17 protein-coding genes are annotated in these 25835 nt (G+C 66.9%); 5 read left to right on the top strand and 12 right to left on the bottom strand.

All coding sequences use genetic code 11. From position 1 onward, the window contains the following. The first annotated feature begins 13 nt into the window (after positions 1 to 13). From SPYCW_RS00435 to SPYCW_RS00420, 4 genes are all read left to right on the top strand, one after another. Entirely contained in the window at positions 14 to 1582 is a 1569-nt protein-coding gene (locus SPYCW_RS00435) for a DUF1963 domain-containing protein (protein WP_120215125.1), read from the top strand. Positions 1583 to 1680: 98 nt separating this feature from the next. Beyond that, positions 1681 to 2403, top strand: coding sequence for an acetoacetyl-CoA reductase (gene phbB, locus SPYCW_RS00430; RefSeq protein ID WP_120215124.1), 723 nt, complete (start codon positions 1681 to 1683; stop codon positions 2401 to 2403). 193 nt (positions 2404 to 2596) lie between these two features. Continuing rightward, positions 2597 to 3139, top strand: coding sequence for a DUF7010 family protein (locus SPYCW_RS00425; protein ID WP_120215123.1), 543 nt, complete (start codon positions 2597 to 2599; stop codon positions 3137 to 3139). Further along, on the top strand, positions 3106 to 3369 hold the full coding sequence (locus SPYCW_RS00420; protein WP_120215122.1) for a ribbon-helix-helix domain-containing protein: 264 nt from the start codon (positions 3106 to 3108) through the stop codon (positions 3367 to 3369). Before SPYCW_RS00425 ends, SPYCW_RS00420 begins: the two co-directional genes overlap by 34 nt. Here the strand turns inward: SPYCW_RS00420 and SPYCW_RS00415 are convergent. The 5 genes from SPYCW_RS00415 to SPYCW_RS00395 all read right to left on the bottom strand — a co-directional run bounded on the left by SPYCW_RS00415 (position 3366) and on the right by SPYCW_RS00395 (position 14520). Then, positions 3366 to 4223, bottom strand: a complete 858-nt coding sequence (locus SPYCW_RS00415; protein ID WP_120215121.1) for an ATP-grasp domain-containing protein — start codon at positions 4221 to 4223, stop codon at positions 3366 to 3368. The genes SPYCW_RS00420 and SPYCW_RS00415 overlap by 4 nt on opposite strands. Beyond that, the gene (locus SPYCW_RS00410; RefSeq protein ID WP_172595390.1) at positions 4223 to 8926 is read right to left on the bottom strand and encodes an NAD-glutamate dehydrogenase; all 4704 of its coding nucleotides are present in this window, start codon (positions 8924 to 8926) and stop codon (positions 4223 to 4225) included. Before SPYCW_RS00410 ends, SPYCW_RS00415 begins: the two co-directional genes overlap by 1 nt. 164 nt (positions 8927 to 9090) lie before the next feature. Then, a complete protein-coding gene (locus tag SPYCW_RS00405; RefSeq protein ID WP_120215120.1) occupies positions 9091 to 10455 on the bottom strand; it encodes a hypothetical protein in 1365 nt (454 codons plus the stop codon). 260 nt (positions 10456 to 10715) lie between these two features. Continuing rightward, a complete protein-coding gene (locus SPYCW_RS00400; protein WP_120215119.1) occupies positions 10716 to 11327 on the bottom strand; it encodes a TetR/AcrR family transcriptional regulator in 612 nt (203 codons plus the stop codon). Positions 11328 to 11478: 151 nt separating this feature from the next. Beyond that, positions 11479 to 14520: a TonB-dependent receptor plug domain-containing protein gene (locus SPYCW_RS00395; RefSeq protein ID WP_120215118.1), complete on the bottom strand. Its 3042-nt coding sequence runs from the start codon at positions 14518 to 14520 to the stop codon at positions 11479 to 11481. A gap of 421 nt (positions 14521 to 14941) precedes the next feature. On the opposite strand from SPYCW_RS00395, the gene SPYCW_RS00390 reads away from it, so the two are divergent. Beyond that, a complete protein-coding gene (locus tag SPYCW_RS00390) occupies positions 14942 to 17329 on the top strand; it encodes a penicillin acylase family protein (RefSeq protein ID WP_120215117.1) in 2388 nt (795 codons plus the stop codon). A gap of 73 nt (positions 17330 to 17402) precedes the next feature. On the opposite strand, the gene dacB is transcribed toward SPYCW_RS00390, so the two are convergent. The 7 genes from dacB to SPYCW_RS00355 all read right to left on the bottom strand — a co-directional run bounded on the left by dacB (position 17403) and on the right by SPYCW_RS00355 (position 25741). After that, the gene (dacB, locus tag SPYCW_RS00385) at positions 17403 to 18881 is read right to left on the bottom strand and encodes a D-alanyl-D-alanine carboxypeptidase/D-alanyl-D-alanine endopeptidase (protein ID WP_120215116.1); all 1479 of its coding nucleotides are present in this window, start codon (positions 18879 to 18881) and stop codon (positions 17403 to 17405) included. Continuing rightward, positions 18881 to 19891, bottom strand: a complete 1011-nt coding sequence (locus SPYCW_RS00380; protein WP_120215115.1) for a serine hydrolase domain-containing protein — start codon at positions 19889 to 19891, stop codon at positions 18881 to 18883. Before SPYCW_RS00380 ends, dacB begins: the two co-directional genes overlap by 1 nt. Next, positions 19888 to 21465, bottom strand: coding sequence for a permease (locus tag SPYCW_RS00375; protein ID WP_172595389.1), 1578 nt, complete (start codon positions 21463 to 21465; stop codon positions 19888 to 19890). Before SPYCW_RS00375 ends, SPYCW_RS00380 begins: the two co-directional genes overlap by 4 nt. Then, on the bottom strand, positions 21462 to 22700 hold the full coding sequence (locus SPYCW_RS00370; protein ID WP_120215114.1) for a dicarboxylate/amino acid:cation symporter: 1239 nt from the start codon (positions 22698 to 22700) through the stop codon (positions 21462 to 21464). Before SPYCW_RS00370 ends, SPYCW_RS00375 begins: the two co-directional genes overlap by 4 nt. A 22-nt stretch (positions 22701 to 22722) precedes the next feature. Further along, entirely contained in the window at positions 22723 to 23715 is a 993-nt protein-coding gene (gene dgcA / locus SPYCW_RS00365) for an N-acetyl-D-Glu racemase DgcA (RefSeq protein WP_120215113.1), read from the bottom strand. A gap of 10 nt (positions 23716 to 23725) precedes the next feature. Continuing rightward, the gene (dgcN, locus tag SPYCW_RS00360) at positions 23726 to 24760 is read right to left on the bottom strand and encodes an N-acetyltransferase DgcN (protein ID WP_120215112.1); all 1035 of its coding nucleotides are present in this window, start codon (positions 24758 to 24760) and stop codon (positions 23726 to 23728) included. Between the two features lie 96 nt (positions 24761 to 24856). Next, a complete protein-coding gene (locus tag SPYCW_RS00355) occupies positions 24857 to 25741 on the bottom strand; it encodes a LysR family transcriptional regulator (protein WP_120215111.1) in 885 nt (294 codons plus the stop codon). Between the last annotated feature and the right edge of the window lie 94 nt (positions 25742 to 25835).

Below are 25835 nucleotides of genomic sequence, written 5' to 3'. Positions count from 1 at the left end.
TTGGAGAGACGCCATGAACCAGATCCAATCGGCAGCGCTGATGCTCGCCGCGGCTGTGGTGGCCTTTGCGGCGCTCGCTATCGCCGTCTGGTGGCTGCGCCGCCCGCGCACCGCTCCCGCCGCGCCGCGCGCGCCGCAAGCGCCGCGCGAAATCCGGCTGCCCAAATTGACGCGCACGGCAAAGGTCGAACTTGAACCGGTCGAAATCTCGGCCTCGCGGCTCGCGCGCATCAGCGGCAAGGCGCCGCCCGCAGCGCCGGACATCGATCAATTCGATCGCGATCCGGCCCCCGAAATCGCCGCCGAAGTCGAAACCGAACCGATGATCGACGAAGGCGCGCTCGCTGCGATGGTCGCCGAAGTCGAAGATACCGCACACCGGATCGAAGAAGCCGCGCCCGTTGCTGTCTCCCTTCGCCTGGTGCCGCAAATTCCGCCGCGCGACGCGATTTCGACATCCAGTTGGCTCGGCGGTCGCCCGCGCTTGCCCAGCGGCACCGAATGGCCGCAGATCGACGGCGAACCCGCCGATTTCCTGGCCCAGATCGACTGCGCCAGCCTGCCGCCCGCATTGTGGAACGGACTGGGGCCGCGCGATGGCGCGCTGGCCTTTTTCATCCATCGCCGCGGCTATCGCATGCAGGTCCTGCATGTGCGCGATACCGATGTCGCGCTGGCGCCGCCGCTCGCGCTCGATGATCAGGGCGGCTGGTTCGGCCCGCATGGCGGGCTGCGCTTCGGCGATCTCGAACCCTTTGCGGTACGGGCCTTTCCCGAATGGCCGGTCGATCTGGTCGCGGTCGGCCCGGGCGATCCCGACCCGCGCGTCGACGCCGATCCCGCGGACCTTGCCGCGACGCTGTACGACCGCAGTTACGATATCGCCGACTCCGCCTTTCACCCGTTCGACTGGGGCAGCATGACCGCGATGGTGGCGCTGCTCGAAATGCGGCTCGACCGGCTCGCGACCGACCCGACCCCACCGCCGGGCGCCAGTGCCGAGGCGATCGTCGAGCTGGAACAGCGCGCCGCGATCAATCGCGACGCGCGCGTCCGCGCCGAGGAGATCATCGCCATCGTCCACGACAGCGCCGCACATGAAAGCTTTTCGGCCAGCGACGCGACCGCGGTGATGGCCGCGCTCCACGCCATCCATTGGGCGCGGTCGATCCACCGCACCGACCCCGAAACCGGAGCCGAGACGCACGAAACGATCACCCTGCCGCTGACCACGCACCGCGCCGACGCCAATCTGTGGGTGCACGACTATCAGACGATCCTGTTCGACCGCGCCAAGCACGCCTGGTGCGCCAACCCCGACAGCCTTTCGGCGCCGATGCGCGCTTTCTACGAACCCTTGTGGCGCGATCTTGCCGCGCGTGAGATGGCGGCGATCGGGCATGAACCGTTCCGCTATGTCCACGACTATGATCACGACCGTGACGCGGTGCTGCTCGAATTGCCGACGAGCGGGTTGATGAGCCGGATGTTCGGCGACGGCGACAATCTGGTGGTGACGATCGACAAGGCCGATCTGGCCGTCGGCGACTTTTCCCGGCTGCGCGTTCAGGTGAGTAACTAGCCCGCTGAAGTGCTTTGCGATTGACGTTCCGGTCAACTTGCAGCGTCCCGCACCGCGCCTTAGTCTGGCGCCACAAATTGTGTGGGAGAGCTTGATTCATGGCACGCGTAGCAATCGTCACCGGCGGCAGCCGGGGTATCGGGGAGGCGATCAGCCTTAAATTGCAGGAACAGGGGGTCACCGTCGTCGCCAACTATGGCGGCAATGACGACAAGGCGCGCGAATTTACCGAACGCACCGGGATCAAGGCGTATAAGTGGGACGTGGGCGACCATCAGGCCTGCCTCGACGGCTGCGCCCGCGTCGCGGCCGAGGTCGGCCCCGTCGACATCGTCGTCAACAACGCGGGCATCACCCGCGACGGCACCCTTGCGCGGATGAGCTACGACGACTGGCACGACGTGATGCGCATCAACCTTGGCGGATGTTTCAACATGGCGAAGGCGTGCTTCCCCGGCATGGTCGAGCGCGGCTGGGGCCGCATCGTGAACATCGGGTCGATCAACGGGCAGGCGGGCCAATATGGCCAGGTCAATTATGCCGCGGCCAAATCGGGCATCCACGGCTTTACCAAGGCGCTGGCGCAGGAAGGCGCCAAAAAGGGTGTGACCGTCAACGCGATCGCGCCCGGCTATATCGACACCGACATGGTCGCCGCGGTGCCGCCGCAGGTGCTGGAAAAGATCGTCGCCAAGATTCCGGTCGGACGGCTGGGCCAGGCCGACGAAATCGCGCGCGGCGTCGCTTTCCTGTGCAGCGAGGATGCGGGTTTCGTGACCGGGTCGACGATGTCGATCAATGGCGGGCAGCATATGTACTGACGGGCCGAGGGCGCCAGCGAAGGCGTTCGCGTCAGCGAACGGCGAGTTGGCAACCGGTGGCGCAGCCACGGCCCGGCACGGCCAGCGGGGCGGCGATCCCAAAGGATCGCCGAACCCGTCTGAGCCCCGCCTTCGCGGGGGCAGGCTCAGGCGGCGGCTTTGCCGTCGCTCATGAAATCGTTACAAACGAACAATGATCACCCATCCCCTGGCTGCCGCCCAGCGCGACCTCGCCCAAGCCTATGCCGGGGGCGCACCCGGCGTGTTCGTCTCTGGCCTTGTCTGGCTGATCGCGGGCGCGGTGTGGAAGCTTCACGGCGTCAACGCCGCCTTCGCTGCGCTTTTCTTCGGCGGCATGGCGATCCACCCGCTGGGCGTTCTTGTCGAACGCGTCGTATTCAAGGCGCCCAAGGCTACCATCGGCAAGCCGCTCGAAACGCTGGCAATCGAAGCGACGATCCCGCTGTTCGTCGGGGTGATGATCGCGTGGGTACTGCTGGTCCGCGCGCCCGATCTCGCCATCCCCACTTTCGCCGCGATCGTCGGTGCGCGCTATTTCCTGTTCCGCACATTATATGGCGAGATCGCCTATTGGGTGCTCGGCGCCGCAATCCTCGCCGCCGCCGGGGTCGCGATGTTCGGCATACGCCTGCTGCCCAACCTTGGCTTCGTCGTCGGCGGCATCGAACTTGTCGCGGCGGCATGGATCCTGCAACGCTGGCGGGCGCGCTGTTGAGCGCACCGCTCCACCCCCCCGTCAAACGCTCGGTCACCATCGCCGGTCATCCGACCTCGATCAGCCTGGAGCCGATGTTCTGGGATGCGCTGGAAGCAGAAGCCGCGCGGCAGGCGCTCCCCGTCAATGCGCTGGTGGCGCGCATCGACGTCGAACGGATGGAGGCCGACGATCCTCCGAACCTGACCTCGGCGATCCGGCAATGGCTATGGCGGGGGCGTTCCGACTAGATCGCCGCGTAAACCGCCGCCCCGAACGCCGCGCCCTTGTCTGCGGCGTGGTGCAAGAACAGCGAGGGTTCGATCAGCTCCAGCTCCATGATGTGCAGCTTGCCCGCGCCATCGCCGACCATATCGACGCGCGCATAGACCGGCGGCGCAGGCGCCGCAGCCAAGGCCGCCGCCGCCAGCGCCTGCGCGGCGTCGTTCGCCTCCCACGCCGTCTCGCGTCCGCCGAACTGTTCCTGCACGCGAAAATCGCCAGCAGCGGGCCGCTTGACGATCGCATGGCTGAATTTGCCGCCAAAGAAGAACAGCGAAAATTCGCCCTCGGTCAGGATGCCGAGCATCAGCGGCTGGACGAGGCGGCGCTGGCCCAGCGCATCGGCGGGGATCGCTTCGCCCGCCGCGATGCGGTGGGTGCCGTCGGCGCCGCCCGAGATCGCGGGCTTGATCACGACCTCATCGGTGCCGAGCTGGGCACGCGCGTCGGCCAGCGACACATCGCCCAGCGCCGCGACCTCGACCGTCGGGACCACCGCGACGCCCTTGCCCGCCAGTTCGGAGAGATACGCCTTGTCGCTGTTCCAACGCAGCACCGGCACCGGATTGGCGACCGGCAGGCTTTCCGCCTCCAACCGGCCGAGCAGCCCATACCAAGCGGCGACATCGCGCTGATAACCCCAGGCAAACAGCGGCAGGATCAGGTCGTAGCCCGCAAGCACGCCCGGATCGGACCACACTCGCTGCTCAACGATCAACCCGGCGCCGGTCAGCGCCGCCGCCTTGCGCGCAAAGGCGGGTTGCCATTTTTCGTAATAATCGGGCGCCGGGACAAGGATCGCGACGCGGGGCTGAAAGGGCATTACCGCCCCAACAACCCGCGCGCTTGCCCGGCGATATGCGACAGCATCGCGCCATTCGGGTTCGGGATCGTCCGGGCCCGATCGACCGTCGCGCGGAACTGCGCCACCCGCGGCGCATGGTCGGCGAGCCATTTGGTCACCGCCGCGTCCAGATCGCCCTTCGGCAAACCAGCAAGGAAGGTCAGCCGCATCTGCTGGAAATCGCGCGCCAGGCTGTTGACCAGCAGGCGTTCCCACGGATCGCCGGGGCTCATATGCGCCGCCAGCGTCTGCGCCCAGTCGAGCCCCAGCGCTTCGCCCAGATGGGTGAAGGCGCTGGTCACCGCGACCTCGTCGTCGCCGCGCCGTTCGGCGAGGTCGACGATGCCGATCGCGCCGTCGGTCTTGAACAGTCGCACGACCGCGGCGGTCAGCGCCTCGGGCGCGCCCGCGTCGAGCAATTGCTGGGTCAGCATGTCCCACTGGCGCTTGACCGACGGGCTGAGCAGTCCGTCGACGCTGGCGTTCAGGCGATCGACCCCGGGCTCGAGCCGCGCGACGACCGGTCCCGGCTGCGCCAGCGTCTGCGTCACGCGCAGCAGGTCGGCCATTTGCGACGTCATCGCCGACGCGGCTTGGCCAAACAGCGACAGGCGAACGCTTTCGTCGATCCTGGCCGTGTCGAGCGCATCCCACAGCGCGGGCAGGTCGAGCAGCCGTTCGACCGCGACGAATGCTGCTGCGATGTCGCCGAGCGCGCACCCTTCCTCTTCGACCAGTTCGAACGGATGGACGATGCCCATGCGGTTGACGATGCGGTTCGCCAGCTTGGTCGCGATGATTTCGCGGCGCAGCTGGTGATCGGCGATCGCGCCCGCGAAATCGCGCTGCATCTCGCCCGGGAACGCGGCGGCAAGGTCGCTGCCCAGCGCCGGATCGTCGGGCAGGCTGCTGTCCTCGATCGCATCCTGCAACGCGAGCTTCGCGGTCGACAGCAGCACCGCAAGTTCGGGGCGGGTCAGCCCACGCCCTTCGGCGGCGCGGCGTAGCAATTCGTCGTTCGCCGCCAGCCCCTCGACCTTGCGGTCGAGGCGGCCCGACGCTTCGAAGGTCTCCATCAGACGGACGTAGGAGGCGACCGCCGCCGATCCGCCCTGTTCGGCAATCGACAGCGCCAGCGCCTGGAGCCGGTTATCCTCGAGCACCAGCGCCGACACATTGTCGGTCATCCGCACGAGCAACGCGTCGCGATCCTCTTGGCTCAGTCGCCCTTCGGCCATCTCGCGGTTCAGCGCGATCTTGATGTTGACCTCATTATCCGAGCAATCGACCCCGGCGCTGTTGTCGATGAAGTCGGTATTGATGCGGCCCCCCTTCGCCGAGAAGGCGATACGCGCCGCCTGGGTGGTGCCGAGGTTCGCCCCCTCGCCCACGGCGCGAACACGCAGATCCTCGGCATCGACGCGCAGCGCGTCGTTGGCGGGATCGCCGACCTCGGCATTATTCTGGCTCGCAGCTTTGACATAGGTGCCGATGCCGCCGAACCACAGGAGATCGGCGGGCGCCTTCAGGATCGCCGAGATCAGCCCGCTGGGGTCGATTTCGGACACCGAAAGGCCAAGCAGCGCCTGCACTTCGGCGCTCAGGGGAATGCTCTTCTGGCTGCGCGGGAACACCCCGCCGCCCTTCGAGATCAGTTTCTTGTTATAATCCTCCCAGCTCGACCGCGGCAGATTGAACATCCGTTCGCGTTCCTTCCAGCTTTTCGCCGGGTCGGGATTGGGATCGAGGAAGATATGGCGATGGTCGAACGCCGCGACTAGCTGGATCGCCTTCGACAGCAGCATGCCGTTGCCGAACACGTCGCCCGACATGTCGCCGCACCCAACGACGCGGATCGTGTCGCTCTGCACATCGACGCCCATTTCGGCAAAATGGCGCTGCACCGACAGCCATGCGCCCTTGGCGGTGATGCCCATCGCCTTGTGGTCATAACCCTTCGACCCGCCGCTCGCGAATGCGTCGCCGAGCCAGAAGTCGCGCTCCATCGCCAGCGCATTGGCCACGTCGGAGAAGGTCGCGGTGCCCTTGTCGGCGGCCACGACGAAATAGGGGTCATCGCCGTCGTGGATCACCACGCCCTTGGGATGCACGACCTTGCCCGCCACCAGATTGTCGGTGATCGACAGCAGCGAACGGATGAAGATCCGGTAGCATTCGGTGCCTTCGGCAAACCACGCGTCGCGGTCGAGCGAGATGTCGGGGAGCGCCTTGGGATAGAAACCGCCCTTCGCGCCCGTCGGCACGATGACCGCATTCTTGACGCGCTGCGCCTTCATCAGCCCGAGGATTTCGGTGCGGAAGTCGTCGCGGCGATCGGACCAGCGCAGCCCGCCGCGCGCGACCGGACCGGCGCGCAGGTGGATACCTTCGACGCGCGGTGAATAGACCCAGACCTCGCGCCACGGCAGCGGCTTGGGCAGGCCCGGAACCTTGCTGCTGTCGATCTTGAACGCCAGCGCTTCCGCTGCGGCGGGCGCAAAGGCATTGGTGCGCAAGGTCGCGCCGATGACGGCGTGGAACAGCCGCAGGATGCGATCCTCGTCGATCGACTTGATGTCGGCAAAGCCCGCAAGGATCTCTGCCTCCAGCGCTTCGGCGCGCTTGGCGTCGCGGCCCTTGGGATCGTGCAACGCGGTGAAACGCTCGATGAGCGCCGCGCTTAGCGCGGGGGCGTGGCGCAGCGCGCTGACCACCGTGTCCATGCCATAGGCCGAACCGCCTTGGCGCAGATAGCGGAACCACGCGCGCAGCCACACGATCGCGCGGGGATCGGTCTGGTTGGTCAGCATCAGTTCGTTGAACGCGTCATTCTCTGCCTTGCCGTCGAGCACCGCGGCGATCGCGCCTTCGAGCACCTCGGCATGGGGCAGCAGCGCCAGTTCATCGACATTGGCGGGCAGGCGCAGCGTGAAATCATGGATGACGATCGGCAATTCATCGTCGGTTTCCATCCCGGGAGCCCGGCCATGGCCGAGCGCGGTCGGGATTTCCTCCAGCACCTCGAACCCGAAATGTTCGAGCGCCGGGACGACGTCGGACAAGGCCAGCGGACCGGCGGCGCTGTACACCTTCAGCCGCAGCCGGTCATCGCCGTCGAGGCTCTTTTTCGCGAGCCGCACGCTGCGCGGGCGCTCGGCATCCAGATCGCGCAGGCGCAGAATGTCGCGCGCGGCTTCTTCGGGGTTGTAGAGATTGCGGTAATTGGGCGGGAACATCGGCGCAAAGCGCGCCGCGAGCGCCGCCGCGCGGCCCGCATCACCGCGCTTCGCCAGCGCCGCCTCGACCTCGGGCTGCCAGCCGCGGACCATCTGTTCCAGCTGGGTGTTGAGCGCGGCCGTGTCGGGGACCACCCCGCCGCTGCGCAGGTCGAGCGTGTAGCGCAGCAACGCCGCGCCGCCATCCTCCAGCACCATCGTCCAGCCGATGACCCCGGCCTTCGCTTCGCGCACCAGCATCGCCTCGACCGCGATGCGGCGGCCGGTCGATACTTCGTCGCGCGGCAGCCAGACAAAGGCGAACAGGTGACGACCGAGCGCGCTGCGCACCGTCACGATCTTGGGCCGCGGCCGGTCGGTGATCGACATCGACGTGAGCACCAGCTCTTCGAGCGACGCACCGTCGAACGCGATCAACAGGTCGTGCGGCAGCGCGGTCAGCGCATGCGCCAGCGCCTTGCCCGCGTGGCCCGCGGGATCGAACCCGAATTTCGTCATCAGCGTGTCGAGCTGCGCGCGCAGCACCGGCACCTTGGCGGGCGGGGTCGACAGCGCGGCGCTGGTCCAAAGCCCCGCGTGGATCGACAGGCGGTCGACCTTCTTGCCCTTCATTTCGGGAACGATGACGAGGTCGAGCAGGACGCGGCGATGGACCGCCGACAAGCGGTTCGACTTGATCAGCAGCGGCGCCTGACCGCCGCCATCGAACCAGGCGAAGGCTGCATCGAGCGCCGCGGGCGACAACAGCTGGCTCTCGCCGCTTTCGCTGACCCCCAAGGGATCTTGCACTTTGCCGTCGCGCGTCCGCCATTCGTGGCCGAGCTGGGTCATCGACCCGCCCTCGAACCAGCGCAGCAGCTCGGCCGCCTCGCCCTCGACGCGCATCGCGGCGTCGGCGAGCATCGCGGCGCGCATCGCCCGCCAGTCGCGGACCGCGGCGCGCACGTCGCGCAGCGCCGCTTCGAGCGCGTCGAGCAGACGACGCCGCGCACGGGCGTCGCCGCGCTCGAGTTCCATATAGATGACCGATTCGCGCGTCGGCCCCTCGCCCGCTTCGACCAGATGGCCCTGCGCGTCGCGCTTTACCGCGACGACGGGGTGAAGGATGCGGTGGACCGCCAGCCCCTGCGCGGCGACGATCTGCGAGGTCGAATCGACCAGAAAGGGCATGTCGTCGTTGACGATGACCAGCCGCATGCGGCGGTCGGTGCCGTCGGCCGCCATCGGTTCGAGCAGCAGCGACGGGGTGTCGGCGGCGCGACACAGCGACGCGCGTCCGGCGAACTGGCTGGCGTCGGCCAGCGCGGCCTTGTCCATATCGTCGCCCTCGCCGGGCAGCGCGCTGCCGTGCAGCGCCGCCAGATAGGCGGCGGCGATTTTGGCGGGGATTTTGGTGTCGGTGGTTGGCGTGTCCGTTTCCGGCGTGGCGGACGAATTTTGAGACATAAAGTGCAGCATCCCGAAGCAAAACACGGGGATCCCTGCCGACGATCGGCGGGGGTCCGTTCGCTCCCCACCCTATGCGCCTGTGGCGCGCGCGGCTCAAGACCTCGTTCGCGCGCCCACGTTAATTTATTTCAAATCTTGGTTTGTCTGTTGCGCGGGCGGGCTTAGCCGCCGGTAATCGGGACCGCCTTGCGCGCGAGCCTGGTGATCAGCGCCGGATCGTCTGCGGCCTTGGCGACGATGCCGATATGCCCGCCGGGCATGGTCCGCGCGATCAGCACGACAAATTCGGCATCGCCGGCATCATGTTCCAGGATGATCGCCGGGTGCGCGCTGCGCAGCGCGTCGAGCTTGTCATCGACCTTGGCGCTTTCGTCACGCGCGGGCTTGCGGCGCGCCCGCGCATCCTTGACCAGGCCTTTCAGCCCGCCCGGGTAGCGATCGAGATAGGCGGCCAGTTCGCCGCGGCCAACGCCTTCGTCCTTGGCATGGCCCAGCACACAGGCATATTCGGCGAGCCGCGTCTTGTCGTACGTCGCGCCGAACACCAGTTTGACCACCGGCGTCATCGGCGCGCGCTCTTGCACCGCCAGCCCGGCGTCGTCGAGGAGCGCGGCAAAGGCTTCGGGTTGCTGTTCGGCGACCAGCGCGAAATCCCACGCCTTGGCGACCGCTTGATACAGCGCGCCGCGGCTGCGGCTATCGGCGGCAATCGCGCGCTCGGCGGTTTCGCGCGCCAGCGCCAGCCAGTCGGCAAGTTCGGCGTCGGCGCCCGGATCCTCGCCAATGTCGAGGTCGCTCTCCGGCGCATCGGCTGCAGTCGGCCCGACAACGATCGGCACGTCCCTATTGTCGATCAGGGCGCCAAAGCCGGGCGTTGCGTCGCCATCGCTGTCGACATCATCATCCAGATGTTCGCTGTCGGGGCCGTCGGCCCACACCGGCACCGGCGCGGTCAGCGGCGCCGCGCTGCGCAGCGCCTGTTCGACCGACAGCTGCAATTCGGCGGCCTGGTCGGCGGGCACCGCTTCCTTCCAGTTGATCACCCCCATGATGAAGTCGATCGTATCGTCGTCGGACGAAAAGGGCAGCAGGATGCCGCGGTACATGATGGTGACGCCGCGATCGTTGACGAATTCGGCTTCGAAGCCGATCGGCGCCCGGTTGGCGATGATCTGCAGATAATGGTCGGTCAGCCGCGACAACAGCGAACGGCCGGGGATCTGGCTGATGTAATGAACATCCTCGTCGATTTGCGACTCCGCGCGGAGCCGGTCGCCGACAAAGGCGATGCCGGGGTTTTCGACGCCGGCGGTAAAATCGAGCAATACGGCATGCGAACCGAAGTCGGCACGCTCCAGATCGAGATCCTCGACCGAGGGATAAGCGCGGTCGGCGAGCAATGACGCCCAGTAATTATAGGCGCGCACCTGCATCCGCCGTTCGTCGACACCGACCGACGCGGGCGCATCGATCGCCCCGTCGTCTTGGTCGTGGCTGCCCGAAAGCAGTCCGCGCATGCTGTCCATCATTTATCCCCAGCCATAAACATCGGGGGATGTCATGCACCAGAACTGGTAAAAGCCGCGTAAACGATGCCCCGCGCGCTGCCGGGCAGCGGCGGCGCCAAACAGGATGAAGCGGAGCGGAAGCAGAAGGTTCCGGCCGCCGTGCGATCTTTGCCACGCGGCGGCCGGTCCGGGGGGAGAGCCCTTTTATGTACTGACAAGTATAAAAATTGCCGGGACGGCGTCAAGCGCTTTCTGTACCGGTCAGTAAACTTCTTCTATCAGCGTCCCGGCCACAGCTTGAGGCCGGTTTCGACCAGCCGCTCAAGCTCGGCGCGTTTCGCGCCCGCGCCCGCCTGCACCGCCATCCCCTGGTTCATCGCGGTCAGAAACGCCGCAAGCCCGGCCGGATCGACATCATCGGGAAAATCGCCCTCGGCCTTGGCGCGCGTAAATCGTTCGAGCATCGCCTGTTTCGCCGCCGCGCTGCGCGCCACCACGGCTTCGCGGATGCACTCGGCCTCGGCGCCGCAAGCGACCGAGTTGATCACGCCAAGGCAGCCGCCCGGATTCTCGGGGCAGCTATACATGTCGAGCGCGCCGTGCATCAGCCGTTCGGCCACTCCGCGCGCGGTCGGCGCGTCGAGCGCGGCGCGCATATAGTCGATCTTTTCGCGCTCATAGAGATCGAGCGCCTTGTTAAACAGCGCTTCCTTGTTGCCGAACGCGGCGTAGAGGCTGGGCTTGGTAATCCCCATCGCCTCGGTGAGGTCCGCCATCGACGCACCCTCATAGCCTTTCGACCAGAATACGCGCAGCGCCGCCGCCAGCGCTGCATCGACGCAGAACTCGCGCGGACGGCCTTTCGGGGCGGTGGCGGCTTCGATTTCCATAACGGCTGGTATATAAGTTAGGCAGCAAAAAATGTCCAGCAGCGCCTGACCTCGGCGGCGCCAACCGTCCGCGCGGACATTTTCGGCTCTCCTCAACGAAAAAGGGGAGAGCCGCGGCGGCCCTCCCCCATATTCGCTCGTTCGCCGGCGATCACTTCAGGTTGAAGCGCACCCCGACGCGGAAGGCGCGGCCCAGCAGATCCGAATAGGTGCTGTTCGCCGCGAGCCCGGTTTCGGGCAGCAGGATCGGGTCGCCGTTGAGCAGGTTCGTCACATTGATGAAGAACTCGCCGCGACCATCGTCGCCGCCGACCGAGAATTTCTGCGTCAGGTTGAGGTCGACGTAGAAGGCGCCCTTGACGCGATTGCGTTCATAGGTCGGCGCGTTGACCGTCGAGACGGGGCAGGTCGTCTGGCATTCGATGCCGTTGGCGACATATTTGCCCGCGCTCACCCCGCGGCCCACCGCGGTGATGCTGAAATCATCATCGTCATAGGCGGCGCTGACGCGGTAGATCCATTTCGGCGTGCTGGACTGGCCGCCGTTGACGCCGACCGTGTTGAGCACCACGGTCCCCGGAACGCCGCTGTTGAAGCGGTTTTCCAGATACCGGGTGGCAAGCCCGCGGATCGTGAACGCACCGCTGCCCTGTGCCATCGGGATCCGGTACGATGCGTCGATATCGACGCCGCGGACCTTTTGGCTCGCCGCGTTGAACGGGCGCGTCAGGATGACGAGATAGGGCTGCGCCGGATTCTGCGTGCGTGCGGGATCGACGCTGATCGCGTTACAGAATGCCTGTTCGCCCAGGAAACACAGATTGACGATCTGCTGGGCGCTGAACGCGCTGATCCCGCTCTTCAACCGGATGTCGAAATAATCGACCGCGAGGTTGAACCCGGGCAGGAAGCGGGGCGTGAAGATCGCGCCGACGTTCCACTGATCGGATTTTTCCGGGGTCAAGTCGGTGTTGCCCGTCGCAAAGCCCGAATAGCTGTAACCTGCCTGCGGCGGCTGACCGGCGGGGACGAAGGACGGGCTGGTGCCGGTGATGAAGCCGGGGTTGCTGACCGAATCGCTGTTCGCGGTACCCGCCTGGAACAAGTCGTTGAGGTTGGGCGCGCGAATGTCGCGCGACCGCGTCACGCGCAGCCGAATGTCGTCGATCGGCTGCCAGGTCGCGCCCGCCTTCCACGTCGTCACATAACCCGCGGTCGAATAGTCGGTCGCGCGCACCGCACCATTGAATTCCAGACCGAAGCCGAGCGGAATCACGGTTTCGAGATAGGCTTCCTTGACGTTGTACGACCCGAAGCTGGGCAGGTAATTGCCCACCGACCAGCGGTTGGTGGCGCCGATGACATTGCCGTTCACGTCGCGCGTCGGCACCGGCTGGAATTCGTCGGGCACGAAGCCGCTGATCTTTTCCTTCCGATATTCGGCGCCGACCGCGATGCTGACGTCGCCAGCCCAGGTCGCGAACGGGGTGAGCGACAGGTTAGCGCCGACGACCATCTGTTCCAGCCGCTGTTTGCGATACGGATCGCCGAGCACATAATCGATCGCGGCCGGATCGGCGACGCCAAGGCCGAGGCGATTGAGCGGAACGCACGCCGCGTCATTGTTGTTCGGATTGGCGTCGACGTTGATCAGACACTGGATCGATCCGGTCGGAAAGCCGCTTCCGGCAGGCGCAAAGGCGGCGTCGCGGGCGGCGTTGATGCGCGCGATATTCTGGATGTCGCGCAACTGTTCGCGCAGGTCGGCGCGGCCATATTGACCGTAAATGTCCCAACGCGCGGTCTTGCCGAATGCGTCGAACTGGCCTTCGGCGCCGATCAGATAGCGCTGGACCTCGCGCTTGTTGTTGATCCCACGGAACGGCAGATCGGCCGAGGTCGTGGCGATGGTGACGCTGGTGATGCCCTGCAGCGCTGCTGCACCCAGCGTGTTGAGCAGGAAGGCGTTGCAGGTGATCGGAACCGGGGTCTGGGTACAGCCGGTCGCGTTGAGCACGATCCCGGTCTGCAGGTTCGGCCCCGCGTTGAACAGCACTTCCTGCTTGTTGTACGCGGCTTCGGCGAACAATTCGACATTGTCACCGACCTCGTAGCTCAGGCGCCCGAACACGCCGTAACGGTCGTCGCGCGGGTCGAGGCCGATGTTGCGCCCCGAATCATTGACGCGCCAGTCCCCCCCCCGCGTGCGCAGCGGCACGGCGGTGCCGGTCTGCACCGGGAAGGTCAGATCGCCCCAGACGAACTGGTTCACCGATCCGCCGCTGCCGAAATAAATGCCGCGCAGTCGGTTGGCGGCACCGCCTGCGGAGTTGGTGATAATGCTGCCCGGGGTCGAGTTGGTCGGACCAGCGCCGCGCACGAAAATATATTGCGGCGCCCCCGAATTGGCGTTCGCCAGATAGGCCGGATTTTCGAACCGTAGGAACCCGATCTGATTCCAATCGCGATCGACCTGGAGGATTCCGTCATTGTGCGCGACTTCGCCGCTGAGCAGGACGTGACCGCGCCCGCCCGCAAACGCCATGCCGGCCGCGGCGCTGAACGAATAGTTGAAGCCGTCGCCTTCCTGGGTGATGCCACTGTCGGCCTCGAACTTCAGGCCTTCGAACTTGTTGTTGAGCGCGAAGTTGACCACGCCCGCGACGGCGTCGGAACCATAAGCCGCGGACGCGCCGCCGGTCACGACCTCGACGCTGGAAATCAGCGCCTGCGGGATCGTGTTGATGTCGACCAGCCCGGTGATCGTCGACCCCACCGAACGGCGACCGTTGACCAGGATCAGCGTGCGTTCGGACCCCAGGTTGCGCAGGTTGAGCGCGTTGATGCCCGCCTGACCGCTCGAGATGTTGAGGCGCGAGTTGGACGGACGGGTCGAACCTGCAAGCGACGGCAGCGTGTTGACGAAGTCGGCGATGTTGTTCGTCGGCGAACTGTTCTGGATCTCGGTTTCGCTCAGCACCGTCAGCGGGGTCGGCGCCTGGAACCCGTCGCGCGCGACGCGCGAACCGGTGACGATGATCTGATCGGCGTCTGCGGCCTCGATGGAATCGGCAGGCGCCGCCGTTTCCTGCGCCAGCACCGGCGCGCTGTGAACGAGCGCCAGCGCGGTCATCGCCGCGCCAAAGCTGCTGCTGCGGCCCAGCGACCGGCGATTTCGTCCAAGATAGCGCATGTTAAACGTCCCCTTTATTGCCCAACGGCGCGCCGCGCATCGCTCGATGCGGTTCCCGGCACCGATGCACCGGGCTGGCGCGCCCCCACTATGTCCGCCCTGACTGCCTGACGGCTGCTTATGCCGTCTTGTTATGATTTTCCGGCTTTCGACCTTCACGGCCCGATTGCCGCTGCGCGTCCTTCGCGCCGACAGCCGGGTCCGTGACGGGAAGGTTACAGGGTGGTTACGGGCGGTCAACCGCTTCGCGCTGACCCTGACGATATGGACCTATAGCCACAGGGCATGGCATCGCGGAACGCCTTGGCGCGGCGGCGGATAGCTTGCAGTTATAGGAGGCGCCCCGCTTGCTATGGGGTGGCGACCCCATGCTACGATAGGCTGACGCTTCGTCATCGGTCATTTTGTCGGGGAAGTTTCGTTGATCCAGCGCCGCGCGTTCCTGCTCGCCTCGGCCGCGCTTGTCGCGATGCCGGGAAGCCTTCTCGCGAAACCACGGGTCAAGGGCGGCACGCAAAGGGTGAACCTCGCCGGGTCGCGCGCGCCGATCGAGGTCATCGAGGACGAATTGGGCGTGCCGCACATCCGCGCCGGATCGCGCCACGACGCCTTTTTCGGGCAAGGCTATCTGGTTGCGCGCGACCGGTTGTTCCAGATGGACATGGAACGCCGCCGCGAGATGGGGCGGATGGCCGAAGCCTTCGGCCCGCGCTTCGTCGCCGCCGACCGCGCCGCGCGGCTGTTCCATTATCGCGGCGACATCGACGCCGAACTGGCGGCGCTGCCGCCCGACGTGCTCGACTGCGCGCGCGGCTATGTCGCCGGGGTCAATGCGCGGATCGACGAACTCGCCGCCGATCCCACCGCGCTGCCGCTGGAATATGGCATTTTGGGGATTCGCCCGCTGCGCTGGGACGTGCGCGACCTGGTGCGCAGCCGCGGCATCGGCATGGGCGACGCCGACGACGAGGTGCGCCGCGCGCAACTGCACACGCGCGGCCTGCTCGACGCCGAACAGCTGTTTGCGCCGCTACGCCCCGCCTGGGCCTTTACCGTACCCGAGCGGCTTGACGTCGCCGCCGTCAGCGAGGCCGATCTGGGCGTGCTCGATCCCGCGGCCCGCCCGGTGCCGTTCGACGCCATTCAGGAAGCGGCGCTAGATCCTGAATTGCGCGGCAGTGACCGCTTTGCCCTCGGCAGCAATGCCTGGACCGTTTCGCCTTCGCGCAGCGCGACCGGACGGCCGATTTTGGCCAACGATCCGCATCTGGGCATCGGCGGCGCCAGTCCGCGGCACATGGTTCATATGACCGCACCGGGGCTGGACATCATCGGCGCGGGCGCGCCGGGGCTACCGGGGATCATGCAGGGGCACACCGACCGCTTCGCCTTTGGCCGCACCAATTTCCATATCGACCAGACCGACCTGTTCATCCTGCGCACCAATCCGGACGACCCAAACCAATATTGGCACAAGGGCAAATGGCGCGCGTTCGAAACCCATGAGGACGAGATCATCGTCAAAGGCGCGCCGCCCGAGCGCGTGGCGCTGCGCTATGCCGATGGCCGCCCGATCGTGTCGCAAGACGCCTCGCGCAATCGCGCTGTCGCCTTTGCCACCGTCAGCATGCTGCCGGGCGCCAACATGAAATTCGCGATCATCGCGATCAATCTGGCGACCGATTGGGCGTCGCTTCAGCAGGCCTTCAAGCTGCACGTGTCGCCGACCAATCTCCATTACGCGGACATCGACGGCAATACCGGGTGGCAGACGATCGGCTTTACCCCGCGGCGGCCGAAGCATGACGGGTTGTTTCCTGCCCCCGGCGATGGCGATTTCGACTGGACGGGACTGCTGCCGGTCCAGGATATGCCGCACGTCTATAACCCGCCCGAGGGGTGGTTCGCGTCGGCGAACCAGATGAACCTGCCTGCGAACTATCCCTATCGCGAGCGGATCATCAGCTTTACCTGGAGCGATCCTTATCGTTACGACCGCTGCGCCGAGGTGCTGCGCAGCCAGCCGAAGCACCGGATCGCCGACAGTATCGCGTTGCAGCACGACGTCCAGTCGCTGCCCGCGCGCGCGCTGTTGAAACTGCTTCCCGCAAATCTGTCAGCCGAGGCGGCGCCAGCGGCGGCGCTGCTCAGACGCTGGGACTGCGGGATCGAGGCCGATAGCGCGGCGGCGCTATTGTTCGAAATGGTGATGGTGGCACTGGCAGCCGATTTCCGCGACCGCGTGGTTCCCGCGGCGGCAAAGGATCTGATCCCGACGGTCAACCTGTCCGAAATGCTGCGCATCCTGGGAACGCCCGACCAGCGGCTGGGCGAAGATCCCGCCGCGGCGCGCGACGCCATGATCGACCGCGCACTGGTGGCGGGATGGGCAAAGGCGATCGAGCTTGGCGGTAGCGACCCCGCAAAGTGGCAGTGGGGCGACCTGCACCGGGTGACGATCGCGCACCCCCTCGCATCGTCGATCCCGGCGATCGCGGCGGCCTTTCCCAAGATCGAAGGCGGCCGGTCGGGGGGCGACGGCACGACGCCGATGGCGCGCGGCTTCAATTCGCGGCGCGGCTTCAACGTGTCGCATGGCGCCAGCTATTTGTTCGTCGCCGACGTCGGCGCGTGGGACAACAGCCGCTTCCTGCTGCTCCCCGGCCAGTCCGCCGATCCGCGTTCGCCACGTTATCGCGACTTTTACCCCAAATGGCTGGCGGGGGCGATGCAGCCGCTGTGGTTCAGCAAGGCTGCGGTGGATCGTCATGCGGTGGCGCGGACGATATTGGCGCCTGCGACGGATTGATGGCGTCGTAGGCAGAAACAGCAACTTTATTGCGCCCAATTCCCTGTTCGCATCGAGCTAAGCGGCTCGCGTTTTATAGCCCCTCGGCGATCGCCACCAGCGCGCGGTCGACCGCTGCTGTCGCCTGGCTGTCGGTGCCGTCGGGCATGTCATTGGCGAGCACCGAAAAGATCAACGTCTTGCCACTTTTTGTCGTGAGATACCCCGACAGCGCGCGCGAGGCGTTGAGCGACCCCGTCTTGGCGAATAATTTGCCTTCGAGGATCGTCCCCTTGAACCGGTTCTGTAGCGTCCCGTCGCGCCCCGCGATCGGCAGCGTGTCGCGCCACGCCAGACTCCACGGCTGACGCGCGATCCAGCTGAGCAGGCCGACCGCGGCGCGCGGGCTCATCCGGTTGTAGCTCGACATGCCCGACCCGTCCGAAAAGTCGTAGCTGGTTTCGGCCACCCCGGCCTGCGTCATCAGCTGTCGCACCGCCGCCCGACCGTCGGCGATCGAACCGCTGCCCACCTGCCGCGCGACGCGGCGCAGCATCAGTTCGCTGTGGAGATTCTGGCTCTCCTTGTTGATCCGAACCATATTTTCGGCGAGCGGCGGCGCGGGCAGTTCGGCGAGCATCGTGGGTTCGATGGGCCGGGCCGCGGGCGCGCCCTTGCGGTTTTCGGGATCATCGGCGGCGGTCAGCGGCCGGTGGCGAACCTCGATCGCGCCATCGACGCGGACGCCGCGCGCCTTTAGCAGTTCGCCGAGCCGCCACGCGGCATAATGCGCCGGATCGTCGATGCCATAGCGCAGCGTCAGCGGCGCGGCCTCGGCGCCGATGGTGCCGGTAAGACGCAGGACGCGGCTGTTCGGCATGCGGTCGGCCTCGATCTTTTCCTCCTTGCCCGCGACCGTGGTGACCCGGTTGTCGATGACATTATAGCCGGAGGTCTGGATCGTCGGCGCGGCGCCGAGCGCGCCGGGCGCCAGTTTCACCACCAGCTCGTTATCGTCGAGCGTCAGCGCGGAATTGCCGGTGCCGTAGCGCGAGACGATATTGTTCCAGCTCATCCCCGGGCTCCAGCGTTCGTCGGGCAGCCAGCTGTCGTCGCCGACGATGTTGCGGACCGTGCGGGTGTTTGCCGCCACCGCGTCGGCAAGAGTCTGCAGGCAATCGGTCTTGCAGTCGTCGGCGCTCGACAACAACGGATCGCCGCGGCCGTGGAGGATGACATCGGTCGCGCCGCCGCCGCGTTCGAGCCGCACCCCGGTGCCTTTGGCCACCTGCTGGAGCAGCGGCAGCTGGGCATAGCCGACCGCGGTCGTGAACATCTTGGTGTTCGATGCCGGGATGAAGCGGTTGTCGGGGTCGATCGACAGCAGCACTTCGCCATCGAGCGTCGTCACCAGCAACCCGAACCGCGACCCCGCCGGGGCGGCCGCCAGCGTCTGTTCGACCGTCGTGAGCAGCGATGCGGGCGCAGGCGCGGCAGGCGTGCGGGCGTGAACGGGGGTGATCAGCAGCGCGAGGGCAAGGGCCGGGGCGAGCGGTTTCAGCGCGGTTTTCATCATCTCTCCTGAGCATCCCATGCGGCAACAAGCTGTTCGCCGACGGCGGGGCGTAATGCGGCGATGCCGCTGTCGAAGTGGCGGGTCGGGTGGACCCGGTTGGTGAGCAGCGTCCAGCCAAGGCCGCGCTCGAAATCGATCCAGAGGCCGGTGCCGGTGAAACCGGTGTGACCGATGGTATTGGCCGAACAGCCGCTCCCGCCGTGCCAGCCCGCGAACGCACGCTCCCAGCCGCAGGTGCGGTGGCGTTCGTCCGCGGTGCGGATTTCGCGCAGCATCGCGGGCGACAACAGCTCCCCGGCGAGCAGCGCGCGGGCGAAGCCGAGCACACCGTCGATGGTGCCGAACATCCCCGCATGGCCCGGCGCGCCGCCGAGCGCATAGGCGTTTTCGTCGTGCACCTCGCCCTTCAGCACCCGCCCGCGCCATTGGCAATGTTCGGTCGCGACCGCCGGGCCGGGAGGCGGACCGAAGCCGAGGCCGGTGCCGAGCGGCCAAGCCGAGAGCGGCGCGCCGGTAAGCCGCTCGATCGCGATGCCGAGCAGGATGAAGTTGATGTCCGAATAGACGGGCGGGCCGTGTCGCCATTCGCGTTGCAGCACGAAAGCCCGCAGCCGCGCGGGATCGTCGCCATAGGTATAGAGCGGCTCGACCGCGGGCAGGAAAGTGCGGTGCATCAGGCAGTCGCGAAAGGTCAGGTGGCGCTCGGCGGCGTTCGCGACGTCATATTGGCGCAGGTCGGGGATCGCGTCGGTCAGCGGGCGGTCGAGGTCGAGCCGGCCCTGGTCCGCGAGCGTCAGGATCATCGGCGTCGTCGCGATGACCTTGCTGAGCGAGGCGAGGTCGAACCAATGCTCGCGCGTCAGCGGCTCGGGTTCGGGGACGAGCGCGGCCATACCGGCGAAACGCACTTCGCTCGGGCCGTCGGCGGTGACCAGCCCGAGCGCCGCGCCGGGGATCCGCCCGGCGTCGACCGCGGCCACCACCGGTGCAAAGGCGGCGTCGATCATGGCCGATCGTCCGCGCGCGGACTGGCCCGCGCGATCAGCGGCAGGAACAGGATCGCCGCCAGGCTGATCACGCCCGAGGCGAGGAAGAACAGGTCAAAGCCATTATACCCCGCACCGTCGAGCCGCCCGACCACCGTGCCGCCCGCCCCCGACAGGAGCCGCGGCAACAGGAAGGCGAAGCCCGACAGGAAGGCATATTGCGCCCCCGGATAACGCGGATTCACCAGCATCGACAGATAGACGACAAAGATGGCGCCAGCCATGCCGTTGCCGAACTGGTCGGCGGCGGTCGCGATATAGAGCAAGGTCTGGTCGTGCGGCTGGTGCGCCAGCCAGACGAAGCCGAAATTGCCGAATGCCGCGAACAGCGCCCCGATCGTCAGGGTGATGCCGAACCGCCAGCGCGTCGTCATCCATCCGCCGAGCCCCACGCCGACGATGCTGGCGGCCAGCGCCACCACGCCGTCGGCCCAGCCGATCTCGGTCTTGGTATAGCCGAGCCCAAGGATCATCGGCTTCGACAGGTTGAGCGCCAGCACGTCACCCATGCGATAGATGGACACAAAGGCCATCAGGGCGATGGCGAGGCCGCCATAGCGCCAGAAGAAATCGACATAGGGACCAATCGCCGCCGAGGTGCGCAGCGGTGAATCGGGCGCGGCGCTGCGGATGCGCGGCAGCATCGCGGCCATCGCCAGAAAGGGCAGCATGGCGATGCCAAGCACCCAGGGGGTGACGTTAGTCGCGGCGCTGATACCAAGATTGGCGGCGGCGCCGAGTAGGACCCAGCCGACCGCCGCGACCAGCGCGGCGAGCGCGAGCAGGATCGCCGCGCTGGTCACCAAGCCCCCCGCCAGTGCGGCGGCGCGACCGCGATCGCCGCGCCGTTCGGGCGGGAGGACGGCGAGGATCGGCAGCGGGACGAACGCTGCGACCGCGATGAGCAGATAGGCCGCGGTCCAGCCGGGCGCGATGCCGAACGACTGCAGCGTCGGCGCGAGGCTGCCGCCGACGTCGGCGAACAGCAGCGCCCCGCTGCCCGCCGCGACCATCGCCGTGCGATAGCCCCACAGGTTCGCGGCGGCGAGCGGCCCCTGTAATTCGGGCGTCGGCCCCAGTTCGACCCGCCAGGCGTCGGCGGCCACCTCCAGCGTCGTCGTCCAGAAGGCGAGTAGAACCGCGAACAACGCGGTCAGCGCCAGACTGTCGGCGGACGTGAACGCCATCGCCACCAACGCAGTGACGATGCCGAGCTGCGACAGCATGATCCAGCCGCGCCTTTTGCCCCAGAAGCGCGTGAAGCCCGGCACCGCATAACGATCGAGCAAGGGCGCCCACAGGAATTTGAAGGTCGGCAACAACTGGACCCACGCGAAGAAACCGATGATCGCCAGCGCGACGCCATGATCGGTCAGCCGCACCGCCAGCACGGTCGAAAACATGTAAAAGGGCAGCCCGGCGGAGAAGCCGAGCATCAGATAGAGGATGCGGGCGCGGCGCTGTGCCGACCGGGCCTCGTGATCGCTCGCAAATGCCGCTGCGGGCGCATCGGCATCGAAGGCCATGGCGGTCATTTGCCGACCTCGGGCTCGATCGCCCGTTCCCAGCGGCCGACGACGCTGGTCACCGTCAGGTTCGCGCTCGCGCTCGCCACCGTGCGCGTCATGTCGAGCAGGCGATCGAAGGGCAGGACAAAGCCGACGACGAGCGCGGTCTGTTCGGGCGACACCCCGACCGCCGACAACACTGCGGCAAGCATGAACAGCGACGCCGAAGGGATCGGCGCGGTGCCGAACGCCGCGAGCGCGCCGGTGAGCAGGACGATCGCGAGCATCGGCAGGTCGGGCTCGACCCCCACCGCTTGCAGCGCAAAGATGCTGAGCAGCCCGACATACATCGCGGTGCCGTCCTTGCCGATGCTGGCGCCGATCGGCAGCACGGTTTTGGCGACCCCGGGCGCAATCCGCAGATCGTCGAGCGCGATGCGCAGCGCCACCGGCAGCGTGGCAGCGGAGGATGCGGTCGAGAAGGCGACGGCGAGCGCGTCGACGATCGTGCGGTAGAAGCGCAGCACCGGGCGCCGCACGACAAAGGCGATCAGTGGCACATGGACGAGCAGGATTTGCAGCACGACCCCCGCCGCGACCGCGACCGCGAGCCAGCCGATATTGGCGAACACCGCGACGCCATTGTCCGCGACCGCCTTAGCGATCAGCGCGAGGACGCCAAAGGGGGTGACCTCCATCACGATGCGCACGAGATGGAACAGCACCTGCCCCGCCGATTGCAGCAAATCGGCCATCGGGCGCCCCTGCTCGCCCGCCAGAATGACGCCGAAACCCAGCAGGATCGAGAAAAAGATGATCGCCAGCATGTCGCCGTCGACCAGCGACTGGACGATATTGACCGGAACGATGCCGACCAGCTGGTCGTGGAGCGATTTGGGCTCTCCCAGCGCGTGCGGCGCGGCGCTGCCGAGCGCGGCGCCCTGTCCGGGTTCGAGCAGCAGGCCGACGATGATGCCGATCGACACCGCGCAAAAGGTTGTGAAGGCGAAGAGGCCGACGGTGCGCGCGCCGACCGAGCCGAGCTTGCGCGGATCGGCGAGCGCAGTGACCCCCGATGCGATGCTGATAAAGACAATCGGGACCACCAGCATCCGGATCAGGCGGACGAACAATTCGCCGATGATCGCGATCGCCGAGGCGGCCGCGGGCCACAGCAGCCCGAGTGCCACGCCGATGACCATCGCGCCCAACACGCGTTGCCACAGGGGCACCGCAAACCAGCCGCGAAGAAAAACTGTCATCGGCCCTCTCGCCCCGTTCGTGTCAAATCCCGCCCCAAAAGCCGGGCTGCGGCGGCGACAGCAGGCCATTGGCGCCGCGGACTCCCCCGGCGCGATCCTCGGCAAGCCAGAGCGGTCCGTCAAGGTCTGCGAAGCTGCTGGTTGCGGCGATCGCCCAAGCCGGGGCGATCGACAGCGACGAACAGATCATGCAGCCGGTCATCACCCCCAGCCCCCGCGCCCGCGCCGCCGCCGCCAGTTCCAGCGCTCCCGTCAGTCCGCCGGTCTTGTCGAGCTTGATGTTCACGACGCCATAGCCATCGGGCAGCGTATCGAGATCGGCGGCGACATGCACCGCTTCATCGGCGGCGATCGGGATCGCCGAACGGAAACCGGCGAGGTCGCCGTCGGCATCGGCGGGCAGCGGCTGTTCGAGCAGATCGATACGCAGATCGGTCATCAGACCCTGCAAATCGCGAACCTCGGCGATCGTCCAGCTTTCATTGGGATCGACGATCATGCGGGGCAGCGGCGCCGCGGCGCGAACCGCGGTTAGCAGCGCGGCGGGATCGTTGCGGTCGACCTTCACCTTGAGCAACGGGGCAGCGGCGAGCGCGGCCGCGGCCGCCGCCATGCGGTCGGCGGTGTCGAGGCTGATCGTCATCGCGGTGACAATCGGGCGCAGCGGGCGGTCAAGATCAAGCGCCGCCGCCAGATCGCTGCCCGCAAGTTGCAGTTCGAGGTCCCACAGCGCGCAATCGACCGCGTTGCGCGCGGCAGAGGCGGGCATGCACCGAAGCAGTTCCTGGCGGCCCATTCCCTGTTCAAGCGCGCCGCGCAGGCTTTCGATGGCCGCAACCGCACTTTCGACGCTCTCGCCGTAACGCGGATAGGGGACACCTTCGCCGCGTCCGGTCAGGCCGTCCTGGCCGATCGTTACGGTGACGACCTCGGCCGCGGTCTTGACCCCGCGCGAGATGCGAAAAGGCGCATGCAGTTTAAACGTCTCTGCAAAGACGGTCAGGGTGCGGGGCATGGCGGGCCGGTCAGGCAGTTGCGGCAACGGCAGGCGAAGGGGCAGTCACGCCCAGCAGCCGGTCGAGGATCGCCTCGACCCCGAAGCGATAGGGGTCGCTGGTCGGCAGGCCGAATTCGGCCGCGGTGGCGGCGCATAGCGCGCGCGCATCATCCTCGGCCATGGCCGACGTGTTGAGCGCGATGCCGACGACGCGGACATCGGGGTTGGTCAACTGCGCAACGCGGACGTTTGCCTCCAGCGTTTCGGCGATGCCGGGCAGCGGATAATGCGGCAGGCCCCGCATATGCGGGCGCACTGGATCGTGGCAGAGGACGAGTGCGTCGGGCTGTGCCCCGTGCAGCAGCCCCGTCGACACCCCGGCGAAGGAGGGGTGGTAAAGCGAGCCCTGCCCCTCGATCAGGTCCCAGCCATCGTCGCTGCGCGCGGGTGAAATCTGTTCGATCGCCCCCGAGATGAAGTCGGCGACCACCGCGTCGAGGGGAACGCCGTCGCCCGCGATCAGGATGCCGGTCTGGCCGGTGGCGCGGAAATCGGCGGCAACGCCGCGCTTTTCGAGCGCGCTGGCGAGGCAGAGGGTCGTGTACATCTTGCCCACCGAACAATCGGTGCCGACGGTCAGCAACCGCTTGCCCGCCCGCTTCTTGCCGTTGCCGATCGGTATGTCGGGTCGCGGGTCGCGCACGTCGTGGAGCTTGCGGCCGAGCCGCGCTGCCGCCGCGATCAGCCGCGGTTCGGCATTCAGCCGGTGGTGCAGCCCCGATGCAATATCGAGCCCGGCCTCCATCGCGGCCAGCGCGTCGACGACCAGGTCCTCGCCCAGCTTGCCGCCCGCATTGGCAATCCCCAGCACCAGCGTCCGCGCCCCCGCCGCGCGCGCCGCTGCGAAATCCATGCGCGGCAGGTCGAGCGTCAGCGGACAATCATCGTGGCGATACTCGCCGACGCAGATGTCGGGCCGGAACACCGCAAGCCCGCGCGACGTCTTGATATCGGCGGGGTCCTGCGAATGACCAAGGTAAAGAAGATAGGGTGTGTCGATCATGGCTCAGAGCAACCTGCGGGACGATGAAAGGACCAACTCTACCGCCACCCGCCGCATTGCCCCAATATCCTACGCCTCATATCCTATAGCCTGATGCTATAATCCTTCGATCACCGTGGCGAGCTCCTCCAGAAACGCCGACGCCGTTTTTGACGGCGGGCGGTTCTGCAAACAGACCGCGTTGATGTCGAAAGTGATCGCGGGCTGCAGCGGGCGGCTTGCCAGTCCGGGCGACAATTCGGCATGGGCGGTAAAATTGTCGACGATCGCCATGCCGACCCCGGCGCTGACCAGCGCGGCGGCGACATAATAGGTGCGCGCCGACACCACTTCGTCCAGCTCGACCTCCAGACGGCTGAGTTCGCTCGACAGCATCCGGCCGATCGGGCCGCCCTGCACCGGGCTGATGAATTTCTGCCCGCGCAGCTGATCGAGATGCAGCCGCGGCGGCGCGGCGGGCATGTCCTCTTCGCGGTAGATGACCACCAGCTCGCCCTCGCCGATCACCTGATGCGCGACGGGGGCCGACAGCGGCACTTCGAAACTGATCGCGATGTCGGTTTCATGTTCGTAGAGCTTGCGCACCATTTCGTCATGGTGAAGCGTCTGGAGGTCGAACATGATATCCTCATGATCGGCCAGGAATCGCGCCACCGCCGCGGGAATCGCGCCGAGCCCCAACGAGGGCAACGCCGAAATGCGCAGCAGCCCGCCGCGCCCGTGGCGCAGATTCTGGCACGCCTGACGCAGCGAGCGCACCCGGTCCTGAATGTCGGACACTTCGGCGAACAGGGTGTGCGCATCCTGCGTCGGGATCAGCCGCCCTTTCGAGCGCTCGAACAGCGTCAGCCCGATCGATCGTTCGGCGTGGCGCAGTACCTTCGTCACCGACGGCTGCGACACGTTGAGCGAGCGCGCCGCGGCGCTGACCGTGCCGTGCAGAAACACCGCGTGGAAAATCTCGATCTGGCGAAGGTTCATGTCGTGACGGTCCCAAGCTGCGTGCGCGGGCCGCTCCAGCCCAATTTGACGCCTTATGCCATTGGGTTATAGGCGCCGCAACACCCTCCTCTGG

The organism is Sphingopyxis sp. EG6, from assembly GCF_003609815.1.
GTDB lineage: Bacteria > Pseudomonadota > Alphaproteobacteria > Sphingomonadales > Sphingomonadaceae > Sphingopyxis.
The sequence above is the reverse complement of the archived record's forward strand: the minus strand, read 5'-3'. Positions and strand labels throughout refer to the sequence as shown.

Coding starts and splice junctions, on each gene's coding strand:
- SPYCW_RS00435 (WP_120215125.1), top strand. CDS start 14: ATGAACCAGATCCAATCGGCAGCGCTGATGCTCGCCGCGGCTGTGGTG.
- SPYCW_RS00410 (WP_172595390.1), bottom strand. CDS start 8,926: ATGTCTCAAAATTCGTCCGCCACGCCGGAAACGGACACGCCAACCACC.
- SPYCW_RS00380 (WP_120215115.1), bottom strand. CDS start 19,891: ATGATCGACGCCGCCTTTGCACCGGTGGTGGCCGCGGTCGACGCCGGG.
- SPYCW_RS00415 (WP_120215121.1), bottom strand. CDS start 4,223: ATGCCCTTTCAGCCCCGCGTCGCGATCCTTGTCCCGGCGCCCGATTAT.
- SPYCW_RS00405 (WP_120215120.1), bottom strand. CDS start 10,455: ATGGACAGCATGCGCGGACTGCTTTCGGGCAGCCACGACCAAGACGAC.
- dacB (WP_120215116.1), bottom strand. CDS start 18,881: ATGAAAACCGCGCTGAAACCGCTCGCCCCGGCCCTTGCCCTCGCGCTG.
- SPYCW_RS00425 (WP_120215123.1), top strand. CDS start 2,597: ATGATCACCCATCCCCTGGCTGCCGCCCAGCGCGACCTCGCCCAAGCC.
- SPYCW_RS00355 (WP_120215111.1), bottom strand. CDS start 25,741: ATGAACCTTCGCCAGATCGAGATTTTCCACGCGGTGTTTCTGCACGGC.
- dgcN (WP_120215112.1), bottom strand. CDS start 24,760: ATGATCGACACACCCTATCTTCTTTACCTTGGTCATTCGCAGGACCCC.
- SPYCW_RS00370 (WP_120215114.1), bottom strand. CDS start 22,700: ATGACAGTTTTTCTTCGCGGCTGGTTTGCGGTGCCCCTGTGGCAACGC.
- dgcA (WP_120215113.1), bottom strand. CDS start 23,715: ATGCCCCGCACCCTGACCGTCTTTGCAGAGACGTTTAAACTGCATGCG.
- phbB (WP_120215124.1), top strand. CDS start 1,681: ATGGCACGCGTAGCAATCGTCACCGGCGGCAGCCGGGGTATCGGGGAG.
- SPYCW_RS00420 (WP_120215122.1), top strand. CDS start 3,106: ATGGATCCTGCAACGCTGGCGGGCGCGCTGTTGAGCGCACCGCTCCAC.
- SPYCW_RS00375 (WP_172595389.1), bottom strand. CDS start 21,465: ATGACCGCCATGGCCTTCGATGCCGATGCGCCCGCAGCGGCATTTGCG.
- SPYCW_RS00400 (WP_120215119.1), bottom strand. CDS start 11,327: ATGGAAATCGAAGCCGCCACCGCCCCGAAAGGCCGTCCGCGCGAGTTC.
- SPYCW_RS00395 (WP_120215118.1), bottom strand. CDS start 14,520: ATGCGCTATCTTGGACGAAATCGCCGGTCGCTGGGCCGCAGCAGCAGC.